The 22,244-nt window shown below is 68.0% G+C and carries 21 protein-coding genes; 6 read left to right on the forward strand and 15 right to left on the reverse strand.

The features are described 5' to 3' along the window. Window positions 1-25: 25 nt before the first annotated feature. Entirely contained in the window at window positions 26-1,093 is a 1,068-nt protein-coding gene (locus tag ACUTAG_RS15205) for an MBL fold metallo-hydrolase (protein WP_148317811.1), read from the forward strand. A gap of 102 nt (window positions 1,094-1,195) precedes the next feature. Here ACUTAG_RS15205 and ACUTAG_RS15210 read toward each other — a convergent pair whose 3' ends face one another. After that, window positions 1,196-1,822, reverse strand: coding sequence for a LysE family translocator (locus ACUTAG_RS15210; RefSeq protein ID WP_020925662.1), 627 nt, complete (start codon window positions 1,820-1,822; stop codon window positions 1,196-1,198). Between the two features lie 77 nt (window positions 1,823-1,899). Between ACUTAG_RS15210 and ACUTAG_RS15215 the strand changes: the two genes are divergently transcribed. Both ACUTAG_RS15215 and metC read left to right on the forward strand, forming a co-directional pair. Then, window positions 1,900-2,598, forward strand: coding sequence for a nitroreductase (locus ACUTAG_RS15215; RefSeq protein ID WP_148317809.1), 699 nt, complete (start codon window positions 1,900-1,902; stop codon window positions 2,596-2,598). An 83-nt stretch (window positions 2,599-2,681) separates the two neighbouring features. Further along, window positions 2,682-3,875, forward strand: a complete 1,194-nt coding sequence (metC, locus tag ACUTAG_RS15220) for a cystathionine beta-lyase (protein WP_054446142.1) — start codon at window positions 2,682-2,684, stop codon at window positions 3,873-3,875. Window positions 3,876-3,879: 4 nt separating this feature from the next. Here metC and ACUTAG_RS15225 read toward each other — a convergent pair whose 3' ends face one another. The 5 genes from ACUTAG_RS15225 to argS form a co-directional block, all read right to left on the reverse strand. Continuing rightward, window positions 3,880-4,839, reverse strand: coding sequence for a hypothetical protein (locus ACUTAG_RS15225; protein WP_148317807.1), 960 nt, complete (start codon window positions 4,837-4,839; stop codon window positions 3,880-3,882). Continuing rightward, complete coding sequence (locus tag ACUTAG_RS15230) at window positions 4,818-6,029, reverse strand: ABC transporter substrate-binding protein (RefSeq protein ID WP_054440126.1); 1,212 nt, start codon at window positions 6,027-6,029, stop codon at window positions 4,818-4,820. Before ACUTAG_RS15230 ends, ACUTAG_RS15225 begins: the two co-directional genes overlap by 22 nt. Window positions 6,030-6,191: 162 nt before the next feature. Beyond that, complete coding sequence (locus ACUTAG_RS15235) at window positions 6,192-6,824, reverse strand: thiol:disulfide interchange protein DsbA/DsbL (RefSeq protein WP_006386972.1); 633 nt, start codon at window positions 6,822-6,824, stop codon at window positions 6,192-6,194. Between the two features lie 86 nt (window positions 6,825-6,910). Then, window positions 6,911-7,627, reverse strand: coding sequence for an SPOR domain-containing protein (locus tag ACUTAG_RS15240; RefSeq protein ID WP_148317805.1), 717 nt, complete (start codon window positions 7,625-7,627; stop codon window positions 6,911-6,913). 9 nt (window positions 7,628-7,636) lie between these two features. After that, window positions 7,637-9,337 (reverse strand): arginine--tRNA ligase, encoded by a 1,701-nt coding sequence (gene argS / locus ACUTAG_RS15245; protein WP_148317803.1) that lies wholly within the window; start codon window positions 9,335-9,337, stop codon window positions 7,637-7,639. Window positions 9,338-9,654: 317 nt separating this feature from the next. On the opposite strand from argS, the gene ACUTAG_RS15250 reads away from it, so the two are divergent. Together ACUTAG_RS15250 and ACUTAG_RS15255 are read left to right on the forward strand one after the other, a co-directional pair. Continuing rightward, complete coding sequence (locus ACUTAG_RS15250; protein WP_020925654.1) at window positions 9,655-9,999, forward strand: DUF1840 domain-containing protein; 345 nt, start codon at window positions 9,655-9,657, stop codon at window positions 9,997-9,999. Between the two features lie 80 nt (window positions 10,000-10,079). Beyond that, the gene (locus ACUTAG_RS15255) at window positions 10,080-10,397 is read left to right on the forward strand and encodes a hypothetical protein (RefSeq protein WP_006386976.1); all 318 of its coding nucleotides are present in this window, start codon (window positions 10,080-10,082) and stop codon (window positions 10,395-10,397) included. A 64-nt stretch (window positions 10,398-10,461) separates the two neighbouring features. Here ACUTAG_RS15255 and ACUTAG_RS15260 read toward each other — a convergent pair whose 3' ends face one another. The 6 genes from ACUTAG_RS15260 to ACUTAG_RS15285 form a co-directional block, all read right to left on the reverse strand. After that, window positions 10,462-11,262: a carbohydrate ABC transporter permease gene (locus ACUTAG_RS15260; RefSeq protein WP_006386977.1), complete on the reverse strand. Its 801-nt coding sequence runs from the start codon at window positions 11,260-11,262 to the stop codon at window positions 10,462-10,464. Continuing rightward, the gene (locus tag ACUTAG_RS15265; RefSeq protein ID WP_026384938.1) at window positions 11,259-12,134 is read right to left on the reverse strand and encodes a carbohydrate ABC transporter permease; all 876 of its coding nucleotides are present in this window, start codon (window positions 12,132-12,134) and stop codon (window positions 11,259-11,261) included. Before ACUTAG_RS15265 ends, ACUTAG_RS15260 begins: the two co-directional genes overlap by 4 nt. Before the next feature lie 13 nt (window positions 12,135-12,147). Continuing rightward, window positions 12,148-13,443: an ABC transporter substrate-binding protein gene (locus tag ACUTAG_RS15270; RefSeq protein ID WP_024067394.1), complete on the reverse strand. Its 1,296-nt coding sequence runs from the start codon at window positions 13,441-13,443 to the stop codon at window positions 12,148-12,150. Window positions 13,444-13,476: 33 nt separating this feature from the next. After that, the gene (locus ACUTAG_RS15275; protein ID WP_006386980.1) at window positions 13,477-14,532 is read right to left on the reverse strand and encodes an ABC transporter ATP-binding protein; all 1,056 of its coding nucleotides are present in this window, start codon (window positions 14,530-14,532) and stop codon (window positions 13,477-13,479) included. 122 nt (window positions 14,533-14,654) lie between these two features. Then, a complete protein-coding gene (locus tag ACUTAG_RS15280) occupies window positions 14,655-15,452 on the reverse strand; it encodes a phosphodiesterase (protein WP_054506109.1) in 798 nt (265 codons plus the stop codon). 37 nt (window positions 15,453-15,489) lie between these two features. Further along, window positions 15,490-16,503 (reverse strand): LacI family DNA-binding transcriptional regulator, encoded by a 1,014-nt coding sequence (locus tag ACUTAG_RS15285; RefSeq protein ID WP_006386982.1) that lies wholly within the window; start codon window positions 16,501-16,503, stop codon window positions 15,490-15,492. A gap of 317 nt (window positions 16,504-16,820) precedes the next feature. On the opposite strand from ACUTAG_RS15285, the gene ACUTAG_RS15290 reads away from it, so the two are divergent. Beyond that, complete coding sequence (locus ACUTAG_RS15290) at window positions 16,821-18,149, forward strand: amidase (protein WP_026384935.1); 1,329 nt, start codon at window positions 16,821-16,823, stop codon at window positions 18,147-18,149. A 164-nt stretch (window positions 18,150-18,313) separates the two neighbouring features. Here ACUTAG_RS15290 and leuA read toward each other — a convergent pair whose 3' ends face one another. The 3 genes from leuA to ACUTAG_RS15305 all read right to left on the reverse strand — a co-directional run bounded on the left by leuA (window position 18,314) and on the right by ACUTAG_RS15305 (window position 22,234). Next, complete coding sequence (leuA, locus tag ACUTAG_RS15295) at window positions 18,314-20,023, reverse strand: 2-isopropylmalate synthase (RefSeq protein WP_054482354.1); 1,710 nt, start codon at window positions 20,021-20,023, stop codon at window positions 18,314-18,316. A gap of 390 nt (window positions 20,024-20,413) precedes the next feature. Next, on the reverse strand, window positions 20,414-21,391 hold the full coding sequence (locus ACUTAG_RS15300; protein ID WP_006386985.1) for a tripartite tricarboxylate transporter substrate binding protein: 978 nt from the start codon (window positions 21,389-21,391) through the stop codon (window positions 20,414-20,416). A gap of 192 nt (window positions 21,392-21,583) precedes the next feature. Next, window positions 21,584-22,234 (reverse strand): hypothetical protein, encoded by a 651-nt coding sequence (locus ACUTAG_RS15305; RefSeq protein WP_024067398.1) that lies wholly within the window; start codon window positions 22,232-22,234, stop codon window positions 21,584-21,586. Window positions 22,235-22,244 lie beyond the last annotated feature (10 nt).

A 22,244-nucleotide genomic window follows, 5' to 3' on the forward strand; every position in this document is an offset into this window, starting at 1 on the left:
ATCGTCAAGCGTGGAGAGCGAGGCAATGAACCCCAACGAACAGAAGCTGCAGTATCCCTGGGCCGATTTCCAGCCCGAAGCCGGCCGCGCCCACCAGGTGGCCGAGGGCGTCAAGTGGATCCGCATGCCGCTGCCGTTCGCGCTGGATCATATCAATCTCTGGCTGCTGCGCGACCGCATCGACGGCCGCGAGGGCTGGACCATCGTCGACTGCGGCATCTCGCGCGACGAGGTCAAGACGCTGTGGGAACAGGTGTTCGAGAACGAACTGGAAGGCCTGCCGGTGCTGCGCGTCATCGTCACCCACATGCACCCCGACCACATCGGCCTGGCCTACTGGCTCTGTGAACGCTGGGACGCGCGGCTGTGGATGACCATGACCGACTTCATGGTCGCGTCGCTGTGGTCGTCGCGCCGCAATGACGCCGGCGCCGGGCCTGGCGGCCAGTCGGCGGTCGACCATTTCGCCCGCCACGGCCTGACCGATCCGGACGCGCAGGAACAGATCCGCCAGCGCGCCAACTACTTTCCCAACCTGGTGCCGGCCGTGCCGTCGCGCTACACCCGCATCATGCATGGCGACGCGGTGCGCATCGGCGCGCACGACTGGCGCGTCATCGTCGGCTACGGCCACGCGCCCGAGCACGCCTCGCTGCATTCGCCCGGCCTGGGCGTGCTGATCTCCGGCGACATGGTGCTGCCGCGCATCTCCACCAACGTCAGTGTGTTCGACTACGAGCCCGACGCCAACCCGCTGCCGCTGTACCTGCGCTCGCTCGACGGCTACGCCGACGTGCCGCGCGACACGCTGGTGCTGCCGTCGCATGGCCGGCCGTTCAAGGGCCTGCACGAACGCATCGCGCAGCAGCACGAGCACCATCGCGACCGCCTGGCCGAGGTGCTGGAAGCCTGTAAGACCGGACCGCAATCGACCTCGGACATCGTGCCGGTGCTGTTCAAGCGCAAGCTCGACCTGCACCAGCTCACCTTTGCCATGGGCGAGGCGCTGGCGCACCTGCATGCGCTGTACTTCGAAGGCAAGCTGACGCGCAGCACAGGCGCGGACGGCATCGTGCGCTTCAAGGCAGCCTGACGCCGCTCCCAGCCACGTTGCGCGGTGGCGTCCCGCGGGCGCGAACCGGCGCGCGTGGCTTCGCCGGGCCGGCCTTCGCCAGGCTCGCGCCGGCCGGCGGTTTCAGCGCGTGGCCGTCGCCAGCCGCACGGCGAGCCCCACGAACACCAGCGCCGCGACGCGGTTGAGCCAGCGCTTGGCCGTGACCGAGCGCTGCAGCAGTTCGCCGAACGCGCCCGAAAAGAAGGCGATGGCGCCGAACACCAGCAGCGTGGCCAGCATGAACACCGCGCCCAGCTGCACCGTCTGCCAGCCCACCGAACCCAGTTTGGGCGAGGTGAACTGCGGCAGGAAGGCGAAGAAGAACAGCAGCACCTTGGGATTGGTCAGGTTCATGACGATGCCGCGCCGGTACAGCGCGGAGGTCTTCATCGGCTCGGGCCGCTGGCCGTCCTCGGCATGCACCGGCGCCCGCAGGATCTGCCACGCCAGGTAGGCCAGATACGCCGCGCCCGCCAGTTTCAGCACCGTGAAGGCCACAGGGGAAGCCGCGAACACGGCGGCCAGCCCGAGCGCCACGGCGGCGGTGTGGCCCAGCAGCCCGGTGCACAGCCCCAGCACCACGAACAGCCCGGCCTTGCGGCCCCAGATGGCCGATTGCATCAGCACGAACAGGTTGTCGGGCCCGGGCGTGAGGGCCAGCAATACGGCAATGCCGAAGAACGCGATCAGGGAATCGAGGGGCAACATGGGGTCTCGCCAGGGTCGGGCGGCGCCTTGCGCGCCGGCAATCAAGTGGCATCATACGAGGAAACCAAGGAGACACCATGTCCGCCGTACCCGAATCCGCCGCCGCGCGTCCCGACGCCGCGCTCGAAGACTGGCTGCGCGCGCGCCACAGTTGCCGCGCCTTCCTGCCCGAGCCGGTGCCGCGCGCCACCATCGAACGCATCCTGACGCTGGCGCAGCGCACCGCGTCCTGGTGCAACTGCCAGCCGTGGCAGGTGACGGTGGCCTCGGGCGATGGCGCGCGACGTCTCAGCCGGGCCCTGGTGGAACGCGCCGGGCAAGCGGGCTTCACGCCCGATTTCCCGTTCCCGCGCGAGTACCAGGGCGACTACCTGGCGCGGCGCCGCGAGTCGGGCTTCCAGCTGTATGGGGCCGTGGGCGTGGCGCGCGGCGACCGCGAGGCCTACCGCCGCCAGGAACTGCGCAACTTCCAGTTGTTCGATGCGCCGCACGTGGCCATCATCACCACCGACGAGGCGCTGGGCGAATACGGCGCTATCGACTGCGGCGGCTATGTCGCCAATTTCCTGCTGGCGGCGCAGGCCAACGGCGTGGCCACGGTGGCGCAGGCCTCGCTGGCGATGTATCCCGAGGTGCTGCGCGAACAGCTGGGCATCGGCGCCGACCGCCGCGTGGTCTGCGCCATCTCGTTCGGCTATGCCGACGCCGCGCACCCGGCCAACAGCTACCGCACCGGCCGCGCCGACCTGGACGCGGCGGTGCGCTGGATCGACTGACACCGGACCCCGGGGGCGCGACATCCGCGCGCGTTCCTGCTACGGTTCGGGTTCTCCCAATACGCAAGCATTCCCTCTTGAAGATGGCTACCAAACACATCGATACGGTTCTGCAGCACGCGGGCACCGCCCCGTTCAACCCCGAGACGGGCACGGCGCCGGTGCCGCTGCCGCCGATGCGGGCCAGCACGGTGCGTTTCGAGAACCTGGCGGCCCTGGAAAAGGCCCAGCGCAACAAGGCCGCCGGCGGCCGCGCCACCACCTATGGCCGCATGGGCATGGACACGCACGCGGCGCTGGAGCAGGTTTTCGCCCAGCTCGAAGGCGGCACGCACGCGTATCTGGCGCCGTCGGGCCTGTCGGCCATGACCATGGTGATGCTGGCGCTGTGCTCGGCCGGCGACCACGCCCTGATCTCCGATTGCGTCTACGGCCCGATGCGCGAGCTGGACGATGCCGTGCTCAAGCGCATGAACATCGCCGTCACCTACTTCGCCGCCGGCGAGGACCTGGACGCGCTGGTGCAGCCCAACACCAGGCTGCTGTACGTGGAATCGCCCGGCTCGCTGCTGTTCGAGATGCTCGACATGGGCGCCATGGCCGCCATCGCGCAGCGCCACGGCCTGGTGCTGGCCACCGACAACACCTGGGGCTCGGGCTACATCTACCGGCCGCTGACGCTGGGCGCGCAGGTGTCGGTCATCGCCGGCACCAAGTACGTGGGCGGCCATTCCGACCTGATGCTGGGTGCGGTCGTCACCAATGACGAGGCGATTGCCAAGAAGCTGAACCGCACCCAGTACGCGATGGGTTATTCCATCAGCGCCGACGACGCCTGGCTGGCGCTGCGCGGCGTGCGCACCATGCCGATCCGCATGGCGCAACACGCCCGCCACGCGCTGCAAGTGTGCGAGTTCTTCAAGAGCCGTCCCGAGACCGTGCGCCTGTTCCACCCCGCCTGGCCGCAGGATCCGGGCCATGCACTGTGGCAGCGCGACTGCACGGGCTCCAACGGCATGCTGTCGGTCGAACTGCGCCTGTCGCCGGCCGCCGCGCGCGTGTTCGTGGACGAACTGGAACTGTTCGGCATCGGCTTCTCGTGGGGCGGCTACGAAAGCCTGGTGCAGCTGGTGTCGCCCAAGGACCTGTCGCACCATCGCTATTGGGGCGAGGGCGAGAACGCGCTGGTGCGCCTGCACATCGGCCTGGAGTCGCCGCAGGACATCATTGCCGACCTGACGCAGGCGCTGGAGAAGGCCGCGGCGGTCAAGGGCTGACGCCTCAGGCGTTGGCGCGGATCCACGCGCCGATGCGCGCGGCGATGTCGTCGCTGTTGTCGTCCATCATCGGCATGTGCGAATTGCCGCGGATGCCCATGTCGGCCAGGCGCCAGCCGGTGACGCGGCCGCCCTGCGCCGCCAACTGGTCGGCGTAGGCCTGCCCGGCCGCATCCAGCCTGGCCCATAGCGGCGTGGCGTCGAGATAGTCGCCATAGACGAACAGGAACGGCTTGCCCGCCACCGCGGCCGGGTCCACCTCCTGCGAGAAGCCAGACGGTTCGATGCCGATGACGCCGCGCACCAGATCCGGCCGCGCCTGCAGCGCGCGGTAGGCCACTTCGCCGCCATGGCTGTGCGCCAGCACCAGGCACGGGCCGATGCGCTCCAGCGCGGCGCACAAGCCCGCCAGCGCCGCATCGTTGTTGCCCAGCCAGCGCGGCACGGCGTGGCGGATGAAATCGTCGAAGGCCGCCAGCGGAAAGCGCTGGCCGTCGAAGGCGCGGCGCTGCGCGTAGTCCTCGGCGCGGCCCAGGCGGAACAGCGACCAGCTTTCCTCGGCGTTGCGCACGATGGGCGCATCCGGCCAGACCTCCTCGAACGGCGTCCAGCCGGCGCGGCCGCGCTCGACGTTGTCGACCACGTAGACCGCGTGGCCCTGCCGCAGGAAATGCTGCAGCCAGCCATGCCGGCCGTCCGGCGTCTGTTCCCACATCGCGCCGGTCATGCCGCCGCCGTGCAGCAGCACCAGCGGCAGCGGATGGCGGCGTTCGGCCGGGATGAAGTACTGCACGTACGCCTGTTCGACGTGGTACAGCCCGTTAGGGTCGTACATCAGCGAGGCGGTCTTGGTGAAGGCGATCTCGCGCACCGGGCGGCCGCTGATATGCGCCTGCCGCCCGCCCGCGTAGAAGCTGCCGAAATCGGCCAGCGCCAGGGGGCCTACTTCTTGACCAGCGGACATTGGCTTTCCGACAGGGGCCAGGCGAGCGAGTCGCCGGGAATGGTGCGCACGATGTTGTAGTAGTCCCAGGGCGCCTTGGACTGGTCGGGCGATTTCACCTGCGCCAGCATCATGTCGCGCACCACCAGGCCGTCTTCGCGAATGTGCGCGTTCAGGCTGAACGGGTCGTCGATCGGCATCGACTTCATCTTCGCCATCACCGCGTCCGAATCGGTGGTGCCGGCCGCCTGCACCGCGCGCAGGTAGTGGCGCACCGAGCTGTACACGCCGGCCTGCAGGAAGGTGGGCGGGCGGCCCAGGCGGGCTTCGAACTTCTTGCTGAAGGCGCGCGTGCCGTCGTTCATGTCCCAATAGGACGGCACCGTCAGGTAGGTGTGCTGCGCGGCCTGCAAGCCCAGGCTGTGCACGTCGGTCAGCAGCAATAGCATCGCCGCCAGCTTCTGGCCGCCGCTGGCGATGCCGAATTCGGCCGCCTGCTTGATCGCCGCGATGGTGTCGCCGCCTGCGTTGGCGACGGCGATGATCTGTGCCTTGGAGGCCTGCGCCTGCAGCAGGAACGAGGCGAAGTCCGAGGCGTTGAGCGGATGGAACACCGTGCCCACGACCTCGCCGCCGTTGGCCTTGACCACGGTCTCGGTGTCGGCGGCCAATTGCTTGCCGAAGGCGTAATCGGACGCCAGGATGAACCAGCGCTTGTTGCCTTCCTTGACCACGGCGGTGGCGGTGCCGCGCGACAGCGCGTAGGTGGTGTAGGTCCATTGCACGCCATACGGCGAGCACTGGGCCTGCGTCAGCGCGGTGGTGCCGGGGCTGGAGAACAGCACCAGCTTTTTCTTTTCGCGCGCGATGCCCTGCACCGCCAGCGCCACCGACGAATTGGGCACGTCCACCACCACGTCGACGCCATCGGTGTCGTACCACTTGCGCACCATGCCGCTGCCGATGTCGGGCCGGTGCTGGTGGTCGCCGGACACCAGCGCCACGGGCTTGCCGAGCACGCTGCCGCCCAGTTCCTCGATCGCCAGGCGGGCCGCTTCGACCGAGCCGCGCCCGGTGGCGTCGGCGGTGACGCCGGCCATATCCGTCAGGACGCCGATCTTCACGCCGTCGGCGTCATTGGCTTGCGCCGCAAGGCCGGCCAGCGCCAGACTCACGCCCAGCGCCGCGCGGCGCAGGAATTGCTGTCTCATCTTCCACCCCTTGTAGGCCGCGCGTGGCGGCGAATAATTATGGGAGGAAGTGTAGCTCGCGGCGGGCGCTTTGCCGCCTGCGCCCGCCTTGGGGATGACCCCATGAAAAACGCCCCGGCCGGTCGGCGCGGGGCGTCGTCATGAACGCGGTTCAGGCGCGGATCACTTGCCGCGGGCCATCGGGATCAGCTTGTTCACTTCCTGCAGGGCGCCTTCGTAGCTGTTGCCCGCCATGACCGGCGAGGTCATGAACTTGCCGCCGACGGCGAACGACGGCGTGCCTTCGATGCGATAGGCTTCGGCCAGCTGGTTGGCGCGCTGCACCTGGGTCTGCACGCTGAACGAATCGAACACCGAGTCGAACTTGGCGCGGTCCACGCCCTGCGCGGCGGCCCACTCGCCCATGGCCTTCTTGTCGATCAGGCGCTTGTGCTCGCCGTGGATGGCGGTGAAGACCTTGGCATGCAGGTCCGGCCGATCCAGGGCCACCAGGGTGTAGTAGAGCTGTTGCAGCGGCTTCATGCCGGCGTTGAAGGCGATCGGCACCTGCTTGAGCACGACGTCTTCGGGCTTGGTCTTGGCCCAGTCCTCGACCATGGGTTCCATGGCGGCGCAGTGCGGGCAGGTGTAGGCGAAGAATTCCAGGACCTCGATCTTGCCCGGGGTATCCGACGGCAGCGGCGGATTGATCGGCACATAGGCCTGGGTGCCCTGGGCGTGGCTGGCCGGGCTGAAGAACGCGGTGGCGGTCAGCGCGGCGGCTGCCAGGATGCGGATGAGCTTGGGGGACAGCATGATGGGGTGAGGTTCCTGAACAAAGAGGTTACAGACAGGGCCGGGCCTGGATTAGTTCAATCAAAAACCATGATGGGCGCGCCATGTTACTGGCGCACCACTGCCGTTTCGATCTTGTTCTCGCCCAGCCGGCCACGGGCGCGGTTCATGTCGTCCAGGCGGGCGAACGGACCGACGCGCACGCGGTTGATCGGCTTGCCGTTGACTTCGGCCTTCTGCACCGCCACCGGCAGGCCCAGCAGGATGATGCGAGCCTTGAGCGATTCGGCGTCGTCCTGGCCGCGGAAGGCGCCGGCCTGCAGGTAGTACGAACCATTGGCCGACGCGGTCGGGGCGGCGCTGGCGACCGGCGCCTTGGCCGCGGGGGCCGGGGTCGGCGCCACCTTGGCGATGGGCGTGGGCGGCGCGCTGGCGGCCGGCGCGGGGGCGGCCGCGGGCGTGTTGTTGGAGGTCGGCAGGGTGGCGATCAGCGCGCCCAGGTCGTCCGACTTGTCCGCCGGCGCGGTGCCGCCCGCGCCCGGCAGCGGCGCGGGCGCCGTGGCGGTCGGGCCGGTGGGCGGGGAACCCGCCGCGCCGTCGCGGCCGTACAGGCCGGCGTTGGGATCCGGCGCCTGGCGCGGATCGGGCAGCTTGCCGGCGTCGCCCTGGCGGGTGGCGCGATCGACAAAGGGCACGGGCGCCTTGGTGACGTAGAACGCCACGACGGCGGCGACGATCAAGCCGAGGAGCAGACCGGCCAGCGCCCCGTACAGGGTGCTGCCGCTTTCGCCTGACCGGCGGGTGGATTTGCGCTTGGTGGCCATGTACCGATGTTACATCCGCTCGGGGGCGGACACGCCCAACAGCGCCAGGCCGTTGGCCAGCACCTGGCGCGTGGTCGCGGCCAGGCGCAGGCGCGCCAGCTTGAGCGCGGGGTCGCCGACCAGCACGCGCTCGGCGTTGTACCAGCCGTGGAAGTCGGCGGCGCAGTCGCGCAGCCAGAAGGCGATGTGGTGCGGCGCCAGTTCCTGGGCGGCCAGCGCCACCACGTGGGGGAACTCGGCCAGGCGTTGCATCAGCGCGAATTCGCTGGGGGCGGTCAGCAGGGACGCGTCGGCAGCGGCCACGTCGGCCGCCGGCATGCCGGCGTTGTTGATGACCGAGCAGATGCGCGCGTGGGCGTACTGGATGTAGTAGACCGGGTTCTCGTCGCTCTTGGACAGGGCCAGGTCGACGTCGAACACGAATTCGGTGTCGGCGCGGCGCTGGATCAGGAAGTAGCGCACGGCGTCGCGGCCGACCCAGTCGATCAGGTCGCGCATGGTGACGTAGCTGCCGGCGCGCTTGGAGATCTTGACCTCCTGGCCGCCGCGCATCACCTTGACCATCTTGTGCAGCACGTACGACGGGTAGTCCTTGGGAATGCCCTCTTCCAGCGCCTGCAGGCCGGCGCGCACGCGCGCCACGGTGCCGTGGTGGTCGCTGCCCTGGATGTTCACGGCGCGGTGGAAGCCGCGTTCCCACTTGGCCTTGTGGTAGGCCACGTCCGGCACGAAATAGGTGTAGCCGCCCTCGCTCTTGCGCATGACGCGGTCTTTGTCGTCGCCCGTGCCCAGTTCGGTGGTGCGCAGCCACAGCGCGCCGCCTTCCTCATAGGTGTGGCCGCCGGCGATCAGTGCCTTGACGGTGGCCTCGACCCGGCCCGAGGTGTACAGCGAGCTTTCCAGGTAGTAGTTGTCGAACTTCAGCCCGAACGCCTGCAGGTCCAGGTCCTGCTCGCGGCGCAGGTAGGCCACGGCGAAGGCGCGGATGTCTTCCAGGCTGTCGATGTTGCCGGTGGCTGTGACGGGCTCGCCGTCCGAGGCCTGCAGCGTCTTGCCGGCCTGGAAGTCACGGGCGATGTCGACGATGTAGTCGCCCTTGTAGCCGTCGGCGGGCCACTCGGGCGAGTCGGTCGTCAGGCCGCGGGCGCGCGCCTGCACGCTGATGGCCAGGTTCTCGATCTGGTTGCCGGCGTCGTTGTAGTAGAACTCGCGGGTCACGTCCCAGCCGATGGCGTCGTACAGGCGGCACAGGGCATCGCCCAGGGCGGCCTGGCGGGCGTGGCCGACGTGCAGCGGGCCGGTCGGGTTGGCGGACACGAATTCCACCAGGATCTTCTCGCCGCTGCGGGCGGCGCGGCCAAAGGCCTCGCCCTGTTCGGCCACGGCCGCGATGACGGCCTGGCGGGCGGCGGCGGTGACGCGCAGGTTGATGAAGCCGGGACCGGCGATTTCCGCGCTTTCGACCAGGTCGCGGGCGCCCGGCAGGGCCAGCAGGGCCTCGACGATGGCCTGGGCCAGTTCACGCGGATTGCGCTTGGCCGGCTTGGCCAGCTGCATGGCCACGTTGGTGGCGACGTCGCCGTGGGCGGCGACCTTGGGGCGCTCCAGCAGCACGTTGGCTCGGGCCGTATCGGCCTGGGCGTCGGGCAGGCTCTGCGCGACGGCGGCCTGGATCAGGGAGATAAGCTGTTTTTGTTGCTCGGGGAGCATGGGCGTCTGGAGAAGTTCGGGTGGGTGACGAGGGCGGCTGCGGGCGCGGCCGGGCCGCGGGCCCGCGCGCTGGCCCACCGGCGGTGCCGGGGGCGGGGATCGGCCGGCCGGCGCGCCAGGGGAGGCGCGGCCGCGCGGGCGCCGGCAACCTGGGCCGCCGCGGATCCTGCCGTCACGGGAATCTCCTGAATCATAGCTTGATTTGGCGGCCGCCACCGGCCGCGGGCCGCCCTGGCGGGTCGGCCGGAGCGCCAGTTGGCATCCCCAGGGCGTTGCGGTAGTGTATTGAAGGTATTCAATCCGTAGGAGACCGGAATATGCTGATTACATTTCACTCCAAGGTCGTGGCCGAAGTCCTGATGCTTACCGACCATGCCGGCGCCCTGCTGCAGGCCGCGGGCAAGTCCTTCGGCGACAAGATCCCCGAGCGCGGCGTGTTCACCGTCGACCAGCTCGGTCCGGCCATCCAGGGCATCGAACGGGCCATCGAAGAGGCCCAGGGCACCCACGACGAGGACGAGGAAGACGAGGACAAGCCGCCGGTGGCGCCCATGGCGCGCGCGGTCGGCCTGAAGGAACGCGCCTTCCCGCTGCTGGACATGATGCGCCAGTCGCAGGCCGCCGGCGCCGAGGTCACCTGGGAAGTCTCCCGCGGCTGGTAGGCAATGTCGCCGGACGGACAATCTGCCCGGCGATTTTTCCCTACCCTTTGCGGTTGACGCCATTTCAAGGAATCCCTGCCATGCGCAGCGACATCACCATCGTTTTCGACACCCGGCGCTCGCTGGACCTGTCGGCCAACGTCGAACCCAGCCCGCAACGCCAGAACGACGCTCGCGACTGGTTTGACGGCGCCTGGGAAACCCTGGGCTGCGAGCCCCTGCGCCCCAGCGGCAAGGTGCTGCTGCTGGACAAGGTGCTGGGCGTGGCCGACGCGCTGGGCTACGACATCCTGTCCACCGACGCCAAGGAGGCCCGCGAGTTCGCCGAGCACCTGGCGCTGGCGCTGGAACGCCCGCGCATCACGGTGGACCTGCCCGGCCTGACGGTCGGTTACTGACCGACTGGCCGCGCCAACGAAAAGACCCCGCCTGGCGCGGGGTCTTTTGCTTTCCAGGGTAGGCTCAGCGGATGCCGGCCCGCATGAACGACTGCACGAACTGGCGCTGGAACAGCAGGAAGGCGATCAGCAGCGGCGCCGCCGACATCAGCGTGGCGGCGGTGATCACCGACCAGTCGATGCCCTGGTCGGTCGACGAGAACACCTGCAGGCCCACCGTCAGCGGCCGCGATTCCACCGAGTTGGTGATGATCAGCGGCCACAGGAAGTTGTTCCAGTGGTGGCTGACCGACACCAGCCCGTAGGCCACGTAGATCGGCTTGGCCAGCGGCACGTAGACCTTCCACAGCACCTGCAGCGCGTTGGCGCCTTCCATGCGCGCGGCCTCCTCCAATTCGCGCGGCACCGTCTTGAAGGTCTGGCGCAGCAGGAAGATGCCGAAGGCCGATGCGAAGTACGGCAGGCCGATGGCGAACACCGTGTCGCGGATGCCGAGCTGGCTCATGGAGCGGTAGTTCTCCACCAGCAGCACGTCCGGCATGATCATCAGCTGCAGCAGCACCAGCATGAAGACGAAGTCGCGGCCGCGGAACTCGAAGCGCGCGAAGGCGTAGCCGGCCAGGGTCGACAGCACCAGCTGCGCCGCCAGCACCATCGTCACCAGCAGGAAGGTGTTGGCGAAGTAGCGCGGGAACGGCGCGGCCTGCCAGGCCCGCGCGAAGTTGTCGAGCGTGAGCGGCGCGAACAGGTCGAAGCGGGTGGCGTAGGCCGGCGGGTGAAACGCCGCCCAGACGGCATACGCCAGCGGCAGGATCCACAACAGGCCAAGCGCCCACGCGCCCAGGGTATCGAGCTTGTCTTTCATTGGTAGTGCGTCCTGCGGTCCAGCCAGCGGAACTTGACCAGCGCCGTCAGCGCCAGCACCACCAGCAGCACGACGGTCAGCGTCGCGGCGTAGGCGGTGTCCCAGAAACTGAAGCCGACCTGGTAGATGTAGTACAGCAGCAGCGTGCTGGCGTTGTCGGGCCCGCCGCGGGTCATGACCACCACGTGGTCCACCAGCCGGAAGGCATTGATCAGCGCATTGATCAGCACGAACAGCGTGGTCGGCATCAGCAGCGGCCACAGCACGCGCCGGAAGTACTGCCAGCGCGAGGCCCCTTCCAGCATCGCCGCCTCGCGCAGCGACGGCGACACCGTCTGCAACGCGGCCAGGTAGAAGATCATGAAGAAACCGGATTCCTTCCACACCGTCACCAGCATCAACGCCGGCAGCGCGGTTTCGCGGTTGCCGAGCCAGTTGGGGCCGGGCGAGCCGAACAGCTGCATCACCTGCGCGATCAGGCCGTACTGCGGGGTGTAGAAGAACAGCCAGATATTGGCCACCGCCACCATCGGCAGCACCGTCGGCGTGAAGTACGCCATGCGCAGGAAACCGCGCCCGCGCAGGTTGCGATTGACCCACAGCGCCATGACCAGCGCGATGCCGATCGAGGTCGGGATGGTGCCCAGGGCGAACCACAGGTTGTTCCAGAGCGATTGCCAGAACACCGGGTCGTCGCGCATGACGGCGTAGTTGTCCAGCCCGACAAAACGGGCCGGGCGCGCGCCCTTGGGGGTGGAATAGAAGCTGTGCCAGAGCGTCGCCAGCGCCGGGTAATGCGTGAACGCGGCGAGCAGCACGATGGCTGGCAGCAACAGCAGCCAGCCATAAAGCGCATTCAAGGAGCGGCTCATCGTGCTTGCGGATTTACTTGTAGGAACGCAGTATGCGGTCGGCTTCGCGCTGGGCGTCGGTCAGCGCCTGCTGCGGCGTCTTCGACCCCGTCAGCGCCGCCTGCAGGGCGTCGTTCAGGGTCTTGGTGACGCGCTGGTTCTCGTGGGTCGAGAATTCAGCCACGCTCACCTGCAACTGGTCGCGCGCCACGGCGGCGGCCGGCACATCCTGCGCGTACTTCTTCATCTTCTCGGTCTGCCAGGCGGCCGGCGTCACGGCCACGTAGCCGGTGGCGATGCTCCAGTCGGCGGCGCGCTCGGGCGTGGTGGCCCACTGCGCGAACTTGAGCGCGGCCTGCTGTTGTTCAGGCGTGCCGCTCTTGAAGATGTAGAAGTTGCCGCCGCCGGTGGGGCTGCCGCCGCGCTTTTGCTGCGGCATCATCGCCACGCCGAACGGGAAGTCGGCGTTCTTGCGGATGTTGGTCAGGTTGCCGGTGGTGGTCCAGATGATGGCGGCCTTCTTTTCCAGGAAGTCCTTGGGCGTGGTGCCCCAGTCGATCGTGCCGGTGGGCATGACCTTGTGCTTGGCCGACAGGTCGCGCCAGTACTGCGCGGCCTCGACCACGGCGGGCTTGTCCAGGTAGACCTCGTTGCCGGCCTCGTTCATCAGGATCGCGCCGTTGGGCGTGGTCAGGGCCTGGAACAGCCAGTAGGCGAAGGCGCCGCCCGACGGGATCTCGATGCCCCACTGGGTGGTGTTGCCGCTGGCGTCCTGCTTGGTCAGCTTCTTGCCGTACTCGACCAGCTCGGCCCAGGTGGCGGGCGCGCGCTCGGGGTCCAGGCCGGCGGCCTTGAACAGATCCTTGTTGTAGTACATCACGATGGTCGAACGCTGGAACGGCACGCCCCAGGTGTGGCCGCCGGTGCGGCTGTTCTGCATGAAGGCGTCGTAGAAGCCGCCCAGCCACTTCTTGTCGGCGTCGCTCTTGGCCAGCGAGTCGATCGGCACGATGGCGTCTTCGTCGATCAGCGTGAACATGTCGGTCGACAGCAGCACGGCCAGCTGCGGCGGCGTGCCACCCTTCAGGGCGGTCAGCGCCTTGGCGATCGAATCCTGATACGAGCCGGCGTAGATCGGCTTGATCTTGATGCCGGGGTTTTCCTTCTCGAAGTCCGTCACCATGTCATCGACGATCTTGGTGATCGGGCCGCCCACGGCGACCGGATAGTAGAACTCCACTTCGACGGGCTTTTGCTGCGCTTGCGCGGGCAGCGACAGGCAGGCGGCGGCAAGGCTGGCGGCCAGGGTCTTGAGTACGATGCGTCGCATGATTGCGTTTCCTTTCCTGTGGATTGGGCGTCTTCAGCGCCCGACGGTGTTGATGACCGCCGAATCGGCGGCAAAGAAATGCTGTTGTTCGGCCGGCCACGACAGGCGTAGCGCTTCGCCGGCGCGGGCGCGCAGGTGGCCACCCACGCGCACCGCGATCCCGCCGCTGTCGCCGATGCGGCAGACCACGATGGAATCGGCGCCGAAGTACTCCACGCTTTCCACCGTGGCGGCGATGCCGTCGCTGTCGATGCGGATGTGTTCAGGGCGCACGCCCAGCTTGGCGGCGCCCTCCGGCGCGCCGGCGATGGCCGGACCATGGGTGCCGGCGATCACCGTGGCGCCTTGCAGCGGCATCAGCTTGATCAGGTTCATGGGCGGCGTGCCGATGAAGCGCGCCGCGAATTCGCTGGCCGGACGGGCATACAGGCCGTCGGGCGTGTCGTGCTGTTCGATCTGGCCGCCGCGCAGCAGCACCACCTGGTCGGCCATGCTCATGGCCTCGGTCTGGTCGTGCGTGACGTACACCATGGTGATGCCCAGGTCCTGCTGCAAGGCGCGGATCTCGCGCCGCATCTCGTGGCGAAGCTGCGCGTCCAGGTTGGACAGCGGCTCGTCCATCAGGCACACCGGCGCTTCGGAAATTACCGCACGTCCCAGCGCCACGCGCTGCTGCTGGCCGCCCGACAGTTGCGACGGCTTGCGGTCCAGCAGATGGCCCAGGCCCAGCAGCGAAGCCACGCGTTGCAGGCGGCGGTCGTAGTCGCGCGCGGGCTCCTTGCGCACCTTCAGGCCGAACAGGATGTTCTCGCGCACCGACAGGTGCGGGAACAGCGCGTACGACTGGAACACCATGGAAATGCGGCGCTTGGCCGGCGGCAACTGGGTGACGTCGCGGTCGCCGATGCGGATGGTGCCGGACGTGGGCGTGTCCAGGCCGGCGATCATGCGCAGCGTGGTCGATTTGCCGCAACCCGATGGGCCCAGCAGCACGGTGAAGCTGCCCGCCGGCACGGTGAAGCTGACGCCGTGGATCGCGGCCGCGCCGCCGTATTGCTTGGTGAGATTATCCAGAACGATGGATGACATGCTGTCTCTTGGATCTAGTTTTCTGATCCGTCTGCGGCGCGTGCGATGAAAACCTTTTCATTGTGCAGCGCAAACATGACGGAGATATGGCAGGGCATAGTGTTTGTAATCGAGATCGGGGCTCAGGCGAAGGGATATGGCCCGGGGTATTCCCCAATCACGGCGTGGTGCGTGACCAGCGCGCCGTCGTGCCACCAGTGCAACTGGTAGCCCGGCGGCTCCATGATGTATTGCAGGGTCGGGCGCGGCCCCAGCTCCAGCGCCAGCTGGTGCGCGGTGCCCGGACAGGTCGAGGCAATGGTGCCGCCGAAGCGGCGGAAGATGGTGCGGTGCAGGTGGCCGCACAGCACGCGCTCGACGCGCGGATAGCGCGCCACGATGCTTTCAAGTTCCGGGCCGCCGGCCAGCAGGCCGATGTCGTCCATGTGCTCGATGCCGGTCTGGAATGGCGGATGATGCATCAGCACCAGCGTCGGTCGGTCGGGCTGTTCGGCCAGGCGCGCGGCCAGCCAGCCCAGGCGTTCGTCGCACAGCTCGCCGTGGCTTTTCATCGGCACCACCGTGTCCAGCGCCAGCAGGCGCAGCGGATAGGTTTCGACGGCATACTGGATGAACGGCCCCTGTCCTTGCAGATAGCCATGGTCCGGGAAGGCGGCGCGCAATTGCGCGCGGTCGTCATGGTTGCCGGGCAGCAGGAAATAAGGGATTTCAAGCGTCTGCAACTGCTCGCGCAGCGCCTGGTATTCATGCGGACGGCCCAGGTCGGTCAGGTCGCCCGTGATCAGCACGCAGTCGGGCCGCGGCGTCAGCGCGTTGAGCGCGCGCACCGCCGGGCCGAGGAAGGCGGCAGGGTCGATGATGCCGTAGGCCTTGTCGCCCGGGGTGCGCATGTGCAGGTCGGTAATCTGTGCGATGAGCATGACACGTGTCTCGATCGGTATTTATTCTGGAAGGGGTTCAGCGGCGCACCGGCGCCGCGGTGCCGCCCACCACGATGCAGTGCGGCAGGCGGTTCGATTGCGGCGGCTGGCCATGGATCTGCGCCAGCAGGTTGGAGCAGGCCGCCTGGCCGATGCCGTCACTGGGTTGCGCCACCGTGGTCAGCGGCGGCGTCAGCAAGGCGCCGAAGCGCATGCCGTCGAAGCCGCAGACGGAAATATCGGACGGAACCGACAGGCCCAGCGCCACCAGGTCGGCAATCACGGCCGTGGCCAGCAGGTCGTTGGAGCAGAACAGCGCCGTCGGCGCCTGTTTGCCGCGCAATGCGGACTTGATCGCCTCGGCGTCGCTGCCGGTGTGCGAATTCATGGCGATGTGCTGGATCGGTTCCAGGCCCAGCTTCTTGGCGCAGGCGCGCGCGCCCGACAGGCGGCGGCGAGCGCGATCGGAGGCCGTCAGCGGGCCGGTCACGATGGCGATGCGCCGATGCCCCAGCGCCGCCAGGTGCGAGACCATGTCAATGGCGGCCGCGCGATTGTCGACCGAGGCATAGGGATGGTCGGCGGATTCGTTGTAGACCAGCACGTAGGGCATGCCGGCGCTGTCCAGGTCGTCCAGCGTGGCGCTGCGGGCCGCGTCCGCCACCGTCAGGATCAGGCCGTCGACCTGGTGGTCGATCAGGCCCTGCACCGCGGCCGATTCCACCGCCGGGTCATAGCCGGTGGCGGTCAGCATCACGCTGTAGCCGGACTCGCGGGCGCGCCGTTCGGCGCCTTCAAAGCACTCGGCGAATACCGGATTGGACAGCGTCGGCAGAATCAATCCGATCGTGCGGGTGCTGCCGGAACGCAGGCTGCGGCCGACGCGATTGGGCCGGAAGCCCGCGCGCTTGGCGATGGCGCGGATGTGCGCCAGCGTATCCGGATGGACGATTTCGGGCTGGTTGAACGCGCGCGAAACCGTGGCGGGGGAAACCCCCGCCTTGCGGGCCACTTCGATGATGGAAAAGCGGGGCGATGCGCGCGACGCCATGGCTACATTGCTGCCGGTTTGCTGAAAACGTTTTCATCTTACAAGACAAATATGACCTTTGTGTTGCACCCGTTTGCGCTATGCTGATAACAACGCAACAACATAAGGCCAAGGCGCGGCGTGGCGCGAAAATCCCTGCGAAAACACGGTTTTTTCAGTGGTTTTCCCAATTGACGCGACGCGCACAATGGCTGGGTTTGTCATGAAGGGCACGCATCATGCCGCGTGCCGTATCGGGACAAACCCCAGGTCAAGGGGACCGGGTGCGGAAGTCAGTACCGCGCATATCGCGCGGCACCGGGATAGAGGAAAGGATCATGTCTACTGCCTTAAACAGACTTGGCGCGCTTGAAGCGGCGCGCAAGCTGCAACGGCGCGAATTGACCGCGGTGCAATTGGTGCGAGCCTGCTTTGCGCGCATCGAGCAACGCGAAAACACCATCCATGCCTGGACGGCGCTGCAGAAGCAGGCCGCCCTGGATCACGCGGAAGCCCTGGATCGCGGCCCCCTGCGCGGCCCGCTGCATGGCCTGCCGATCGGCGTCAAGGACCTGTTCGACACGGTCGATCTGCCCACCCGCTACGGTTCCCCCATCTACGAACGCCACCATCCCGGGCTGGACGCCGCCGCCGTGGCGTTGTGCCGCCATGCCGGCGCCATCGTGATCGGCAAGACCGTCACCACCGAATTCGCCACCTACCAGGCCGGCCCCACGCGCAATCCCCGCAACGAGGCCTACACGCCCGGCGGCTCCTCCAGCGGCTCGGCCGCCGCGGTCGCCGACGACATGGTTCCGTTCGCGCTGGGTTCGCAGACCGCAGGCTCCATCATCCGCCCTGCGTCGTACTGCGGCATCGTCGGCTACAAGCCTACGTTCGGCGCCATTCCGCGGGCCGGGGTCAAGAGCCTGGCCGAATCGCTCGACACGGTCGGCGGCTTCGCCCGCTCGGTGCCGGACGCGGCCCTGTTCGCCTCCGTCATGATGCGCGATCCGCGGCTGCTGGACCTGGCCTACGACGCCAAGCCGCGCATCGGCATGTACCGCAGCCTGCAATGGCGCCATGCCCAGTCCGAGACCAAGGAAGCCTTTGCCCAGGCCGCCGCCACGTTGTCGCGCGCCGGCGCCCACGTCGAGGAAGTGCCGTTGCCGCCCGAGCACTGCATGCTGGTGCAGCTGCATGCCGACATCATGGCGTTCGAGTCGTCGCAGGCGCTGGCCTACGAACGGCTGGAACACGCCGCGCAGCTCAGCCCCAAGATCCAGGCGATCCTCGAGGCCGGGGCCCAGATCAGCGCCGAGGAACACATCAAGAATCTGGCGCGCGCCGCGGAATCGCGCGCGCGCGTGGACGGCTGGTTCGACAAGTACGACGTGCTGCTCGCGCCCGCCGCCAGCGGCGAGGCGCCGTTCGCCGACCTCGGCACGGGCGACCCGCAGTTCTCGCGCGCGTGGACGCTGTTCGGCCTGCCGTGCCTGAACCTGCCGTTCGCCACCGGCCCGCAGGGCCTGCCGGTCGGCCTGCAACTGATCGGCAAGCGCCACGATGACCACCGCACCCTGGCGATCGCCGCCTGGGTCCACGAGCGGCTGCTGGCCGCGCGCGAGCCCGACATCGGCGCATCCGATATGTGGCCGCGCGGTTGACGGGGCGCGCCGCGCGCCCGTCGCGGCGCGGTCGAACGTATCACGCAAGAAGAAAGCCCGCCGGATAAAGGCGGGCTATTTTTTTTGTGCGGCGCGGCTTCACCGTAAGAAGCGCGCGAGGAACGCGGCGGCGGTAACCGCCGCGCCCGCGGCCTGGCGGCGGATCACGCGGCCTGGGCGGCTTCCTGTTCGGTGATGACGGCGCCGGCGTTGATGTGGCGGTTCACCGCGCTCAGCACGGCCTGGAACGAGGCCGTCACGATGTCGCGGTCGATGCCCACGCCGAAGCCCGTGCTCGAATCTCCGACGCGCAGTTCCACGTAGGAGGCGGCGCGGGTGTCGGTGCCGGTGCCGATGGCGTGCTCGTGGTAGTCCATGATGCGCACCGGCACGTCCAGCGCGGCCACGAAGGCCGAGATGGCGCCATCGCCCTTGCCCGTCACGATGCGGCGCTCGCCGTTGTATTCGAGCTCGGCCTCGATGCTGAAGTGCTGGCCTTCGCCGGCGGCCGGATTGCCGTCGATGCGGTGACGCACCAGCTTCCACGGGGCCTTCTGTTCCAGGTATTCGCGGTTGAAGATGGTGTGCACGTCGTCGGCCGTGACTTCGCGGCCGGTCTCGTCGGTGACGCGCTGGATGGCGCGGCTGAATTCGATCTGCAGGCGGCGCGGCAACACCAGGCCGTGTTCCTGTTCGAGCAGGTACGACACGCCGCCCTTGCCCGACTGGCTGTTGACGCGGATCACGGCGTCGTAGCTGCGGCCGAGATCGGCCGGGTCGATCGGCAGGTACGGCACTTCCCACACGGCGTCGGGCTGCTGTTGCGCAAAGCCCTTCTTGATGGCGTCCTGGTGCGAACCGGAGAAGGCCGTGAAGACCAGGTCGCCCGCATACGGGTGGCGCGGGTGCACGGGCAACTGGTTGCAGTACTCGGCGCAGCGGCGCACTTCGTCGATGTCCGAGAAGTCCAGGCCCGGGTGCACGCCCTGGGTGTAGAGGTTCAGGGCCAGCGTGACCAGGTCGACGTTGCCGGTGCGCTCGCCGCTGCCGAACAGGCAGCCTTCGATGCGGTCGGCGCCGGCCATCACGGCGAATTCGGCGGCGGCCACGGCGGTGCCGCGGTCATTGTGCGGGTGCACGCTCAGCACGATGCTGTCGCGGCGCGCCAGGTTCTTGTGCATCCACTCGATCTGGTCGGCGTACATGTTCGGCGTGGTGGCCTCGATGGTGGCGGGCAGGTTCAGCACCATCTTGCAGTCCGGCGTGGGCTCCCATACGTCGGCCACGGCGTTCGAGACTTCCAGCGCGAATTCGGGTTCGGTCGTGCTGAAGACTTCGGGCGAGTACTGGTAGCGCCACTTGGTTTCCGGGTGCTTGGCCATGTACTGCTTGACCAGGCGCGTGCCGGTCGTGGCGATGTTCTTGATCTCGTCCTTGGTCATGTTGAACACGACCTTGCGGAACGCCGGGGCGCAGGCGTTGTACAAGTGGACGATGGCCTGCTTGGCGCCGGCCGCGGATTCCACGGTGCGGCTGATCAGGTCTTCACGCGACTGTGTCAGCACGATGATGGTGACGTCGTCGGGAATGCGCTTTTCGTCGATGAGCTTGCGCACGAAATCGAAGTCGGTCTGCGAGGCCGACGGGAAACCCACCTCGATTTCCTTGAAGCCGATCTTGACCAGTTGCTCGAAGAAGCGGAGCTTGCGCTCGACGCTCATCGGCTCGATCAGGGCCTGGTTGCCGTCGCGCAGGTCGGTGCTCATCCAGATCGGCGGCTGCGTGATGCGGCGGCTGGGCCAGGTGCGCTCGGAAAAGTCGCGGGCGAACGGCGTGAAGGGGACGTATTTGGTGGCGGGGTTGGCAAGCATCATCACTACACCTCGATCGGTTTCTTGTGAATCCCGGGATCGGTTTCCTCGGCCGGCATGCGGCCGGATGGCGGCCTGGTGCCAGGATTGGCCGCATTCGCGCGGCGCAAGATTCAGTTTTGAAAAGGGGAAATCGCGTGTGGCAAGCGTGGCTGCCGAGCTACCACGGGGACACTAGGCCCGGCAACCGATCGGTAGGTATAGCGATAGCGCGATGAAGGCGGTACGAGCGCGCAGGCCGGCAACCGGAGCGGCAAAGCGTCCGGTGGCAATCGCGAGGGAGGTGCGGTAAGCGGCCATAGGTTGCTAGTCAAACATACTTTTGCGGGCAGCGCAATCGGGAAGGCGATAAAAAAGCCGGGGACAGATCGTCCCCGGCTGGCGTCACACGCGTTATTGCATTTGCATGTGGCCGTTCTTGACCACCTGGCCCAGGCGCTCGCGCTCGCTCCTGGCGAACTCGACGAAGCTGGCGCGCGAACCGCCGCCTGGCTCGATGCTGCTCTGGCGCAGCGCGTCCTGCACTTCCTTGGTCTGCAGCGACTTCTCGACGGCGGCGTTCATCTTGTCGAGCACGTCGGCGGGCGTGCCGGCCGGCGCGTACAGGCCCGCCCAGTGGCCGATGCGGATGGCCGGGAAGCCTTGCTCGGCGGTGGTGGGAATGTCGGGCGCGCTGGCCATGCGCTTGTCCCAGGTGGTCGCCAGCGCCTTGAGCTTGCCGCTCTGCACCAGCGGCAGCGTGACGATGCTGGCTTCCGAGGTGGCGTCGACCTGCTTGCCGATCACCGCGGTCACGCCTTCCGAGCCGCTCTTGTAGGCGATGGGCTCGACCGGCAGTCCGGTGGCCTCCTTGACCATCTCGGCCACGAAGTGCGGCGTGCTGCCGTTGCCGGCGGTCGAGAACGTGATACGGTCGGTCTTGGCCTGCTTGGCGCGTTCGACGAAGTCCTTCAGGTCCTTGGCGGGGTTCGACGGATTGGCCACGATCACCGACGGCGTGATCGACAGCAGCGCGACCGGGGTCAGTTCTTCGTCCTTGTAGGGCTGGTCCGAGCGGATCAGGCTGTTGGTGACGGTGCCGTTGCTGCCCACCAGATAGGTGTAGCCGTCGGCCGCGCTGCGCGCGACGTGCGCGGCGCCGACCACGCCGCCGGCGCCGGGGCGGTTTTCGACGATGACGGGCTGGTTCAGGGTCGTGCCCACCGCCTTGGCGATGATGCGGGCGACCAGATCGTTGGCGCCGCCGGCGCTGAAGGGCGCGACGAAGGTGATGGGCTTGTCGGGCCAGGCGGCGGCTGCCGGGGCGGCGACGAAAGCGGCCGAGCAGGCCAGCAGAAGGCCGGCGGCATACCGGACGGGGGTACGGAACATGTAAAGCAACTCCAGGGGGGCTGGCCGCGCATCCGACTGGTCTCTGCAATCGGCTTGGTCTGGTTTTAAAGTGCGCGGCCGCGGTTGCGCGAGCCTGGAGGGCCAGTATAGGGGAGCCCGGCTGGCAGGGGACTGAAACAAGCAGGCCGCCTTGCGGCGGCCTGGGTCGTCGAACGGTGGGGGGCGCGCCGCTCAGCGGGCCGGGCCACCGATGCGCGGTTCGACGTAGCGCGGTTCGCGGGCGTCGCGAATGTCACGGGAATCGCGCGCATCGCGGCGGCCGTCGTCGCGTCCGTCGCGCGGCGGGCGGGCGGTGGCGCCGTCGAGGATCTCGGCCTGCTCGGCCACCATGGCGATCTTGCCGATGCGGTTGTGGCGGATTTCCGACAGCGAGCGATGCAGGTCGCCGACAGTGAACGGTTCTTCACGGCCGCCCCAGGTCCAGCGCAGCACGCCCAGGGACTCCTCGGACAACTGGGGCGCCAGGTCGGCCAGCACGCCGGTGCCGACCGGGGTGGCGCGGCCGGAGGCCAGGCTGGCCGACAGCCAGGCGCGCAGGATGAAGAAGACGATCAGGGTCCAGATGCCGGCCACGACCCACCAGATGTACGGGTTGACCTTTTGCACCATGTCCATGGTGGGTTGGCCCAGGGTATGCAGGAAGTCGTAGTTGATGCGCTTGCCGAAATCCAGGATCCAGGAAGCGGCGAGATACCAGACGATCACGGCCACTGCGATCACGATCGCGCGCACGAGAAGTCGGGGAAGCGCCAGTTTGAGCAGGGTCTGGCCGATAAGTCGGCAATCCTGGCGAACGCGTGCGGGCGAAGTCTGATTCATCATGCAAAATATT

The organism is Achromobacter sp. CSND-B12, assembly GCF_052906545.1.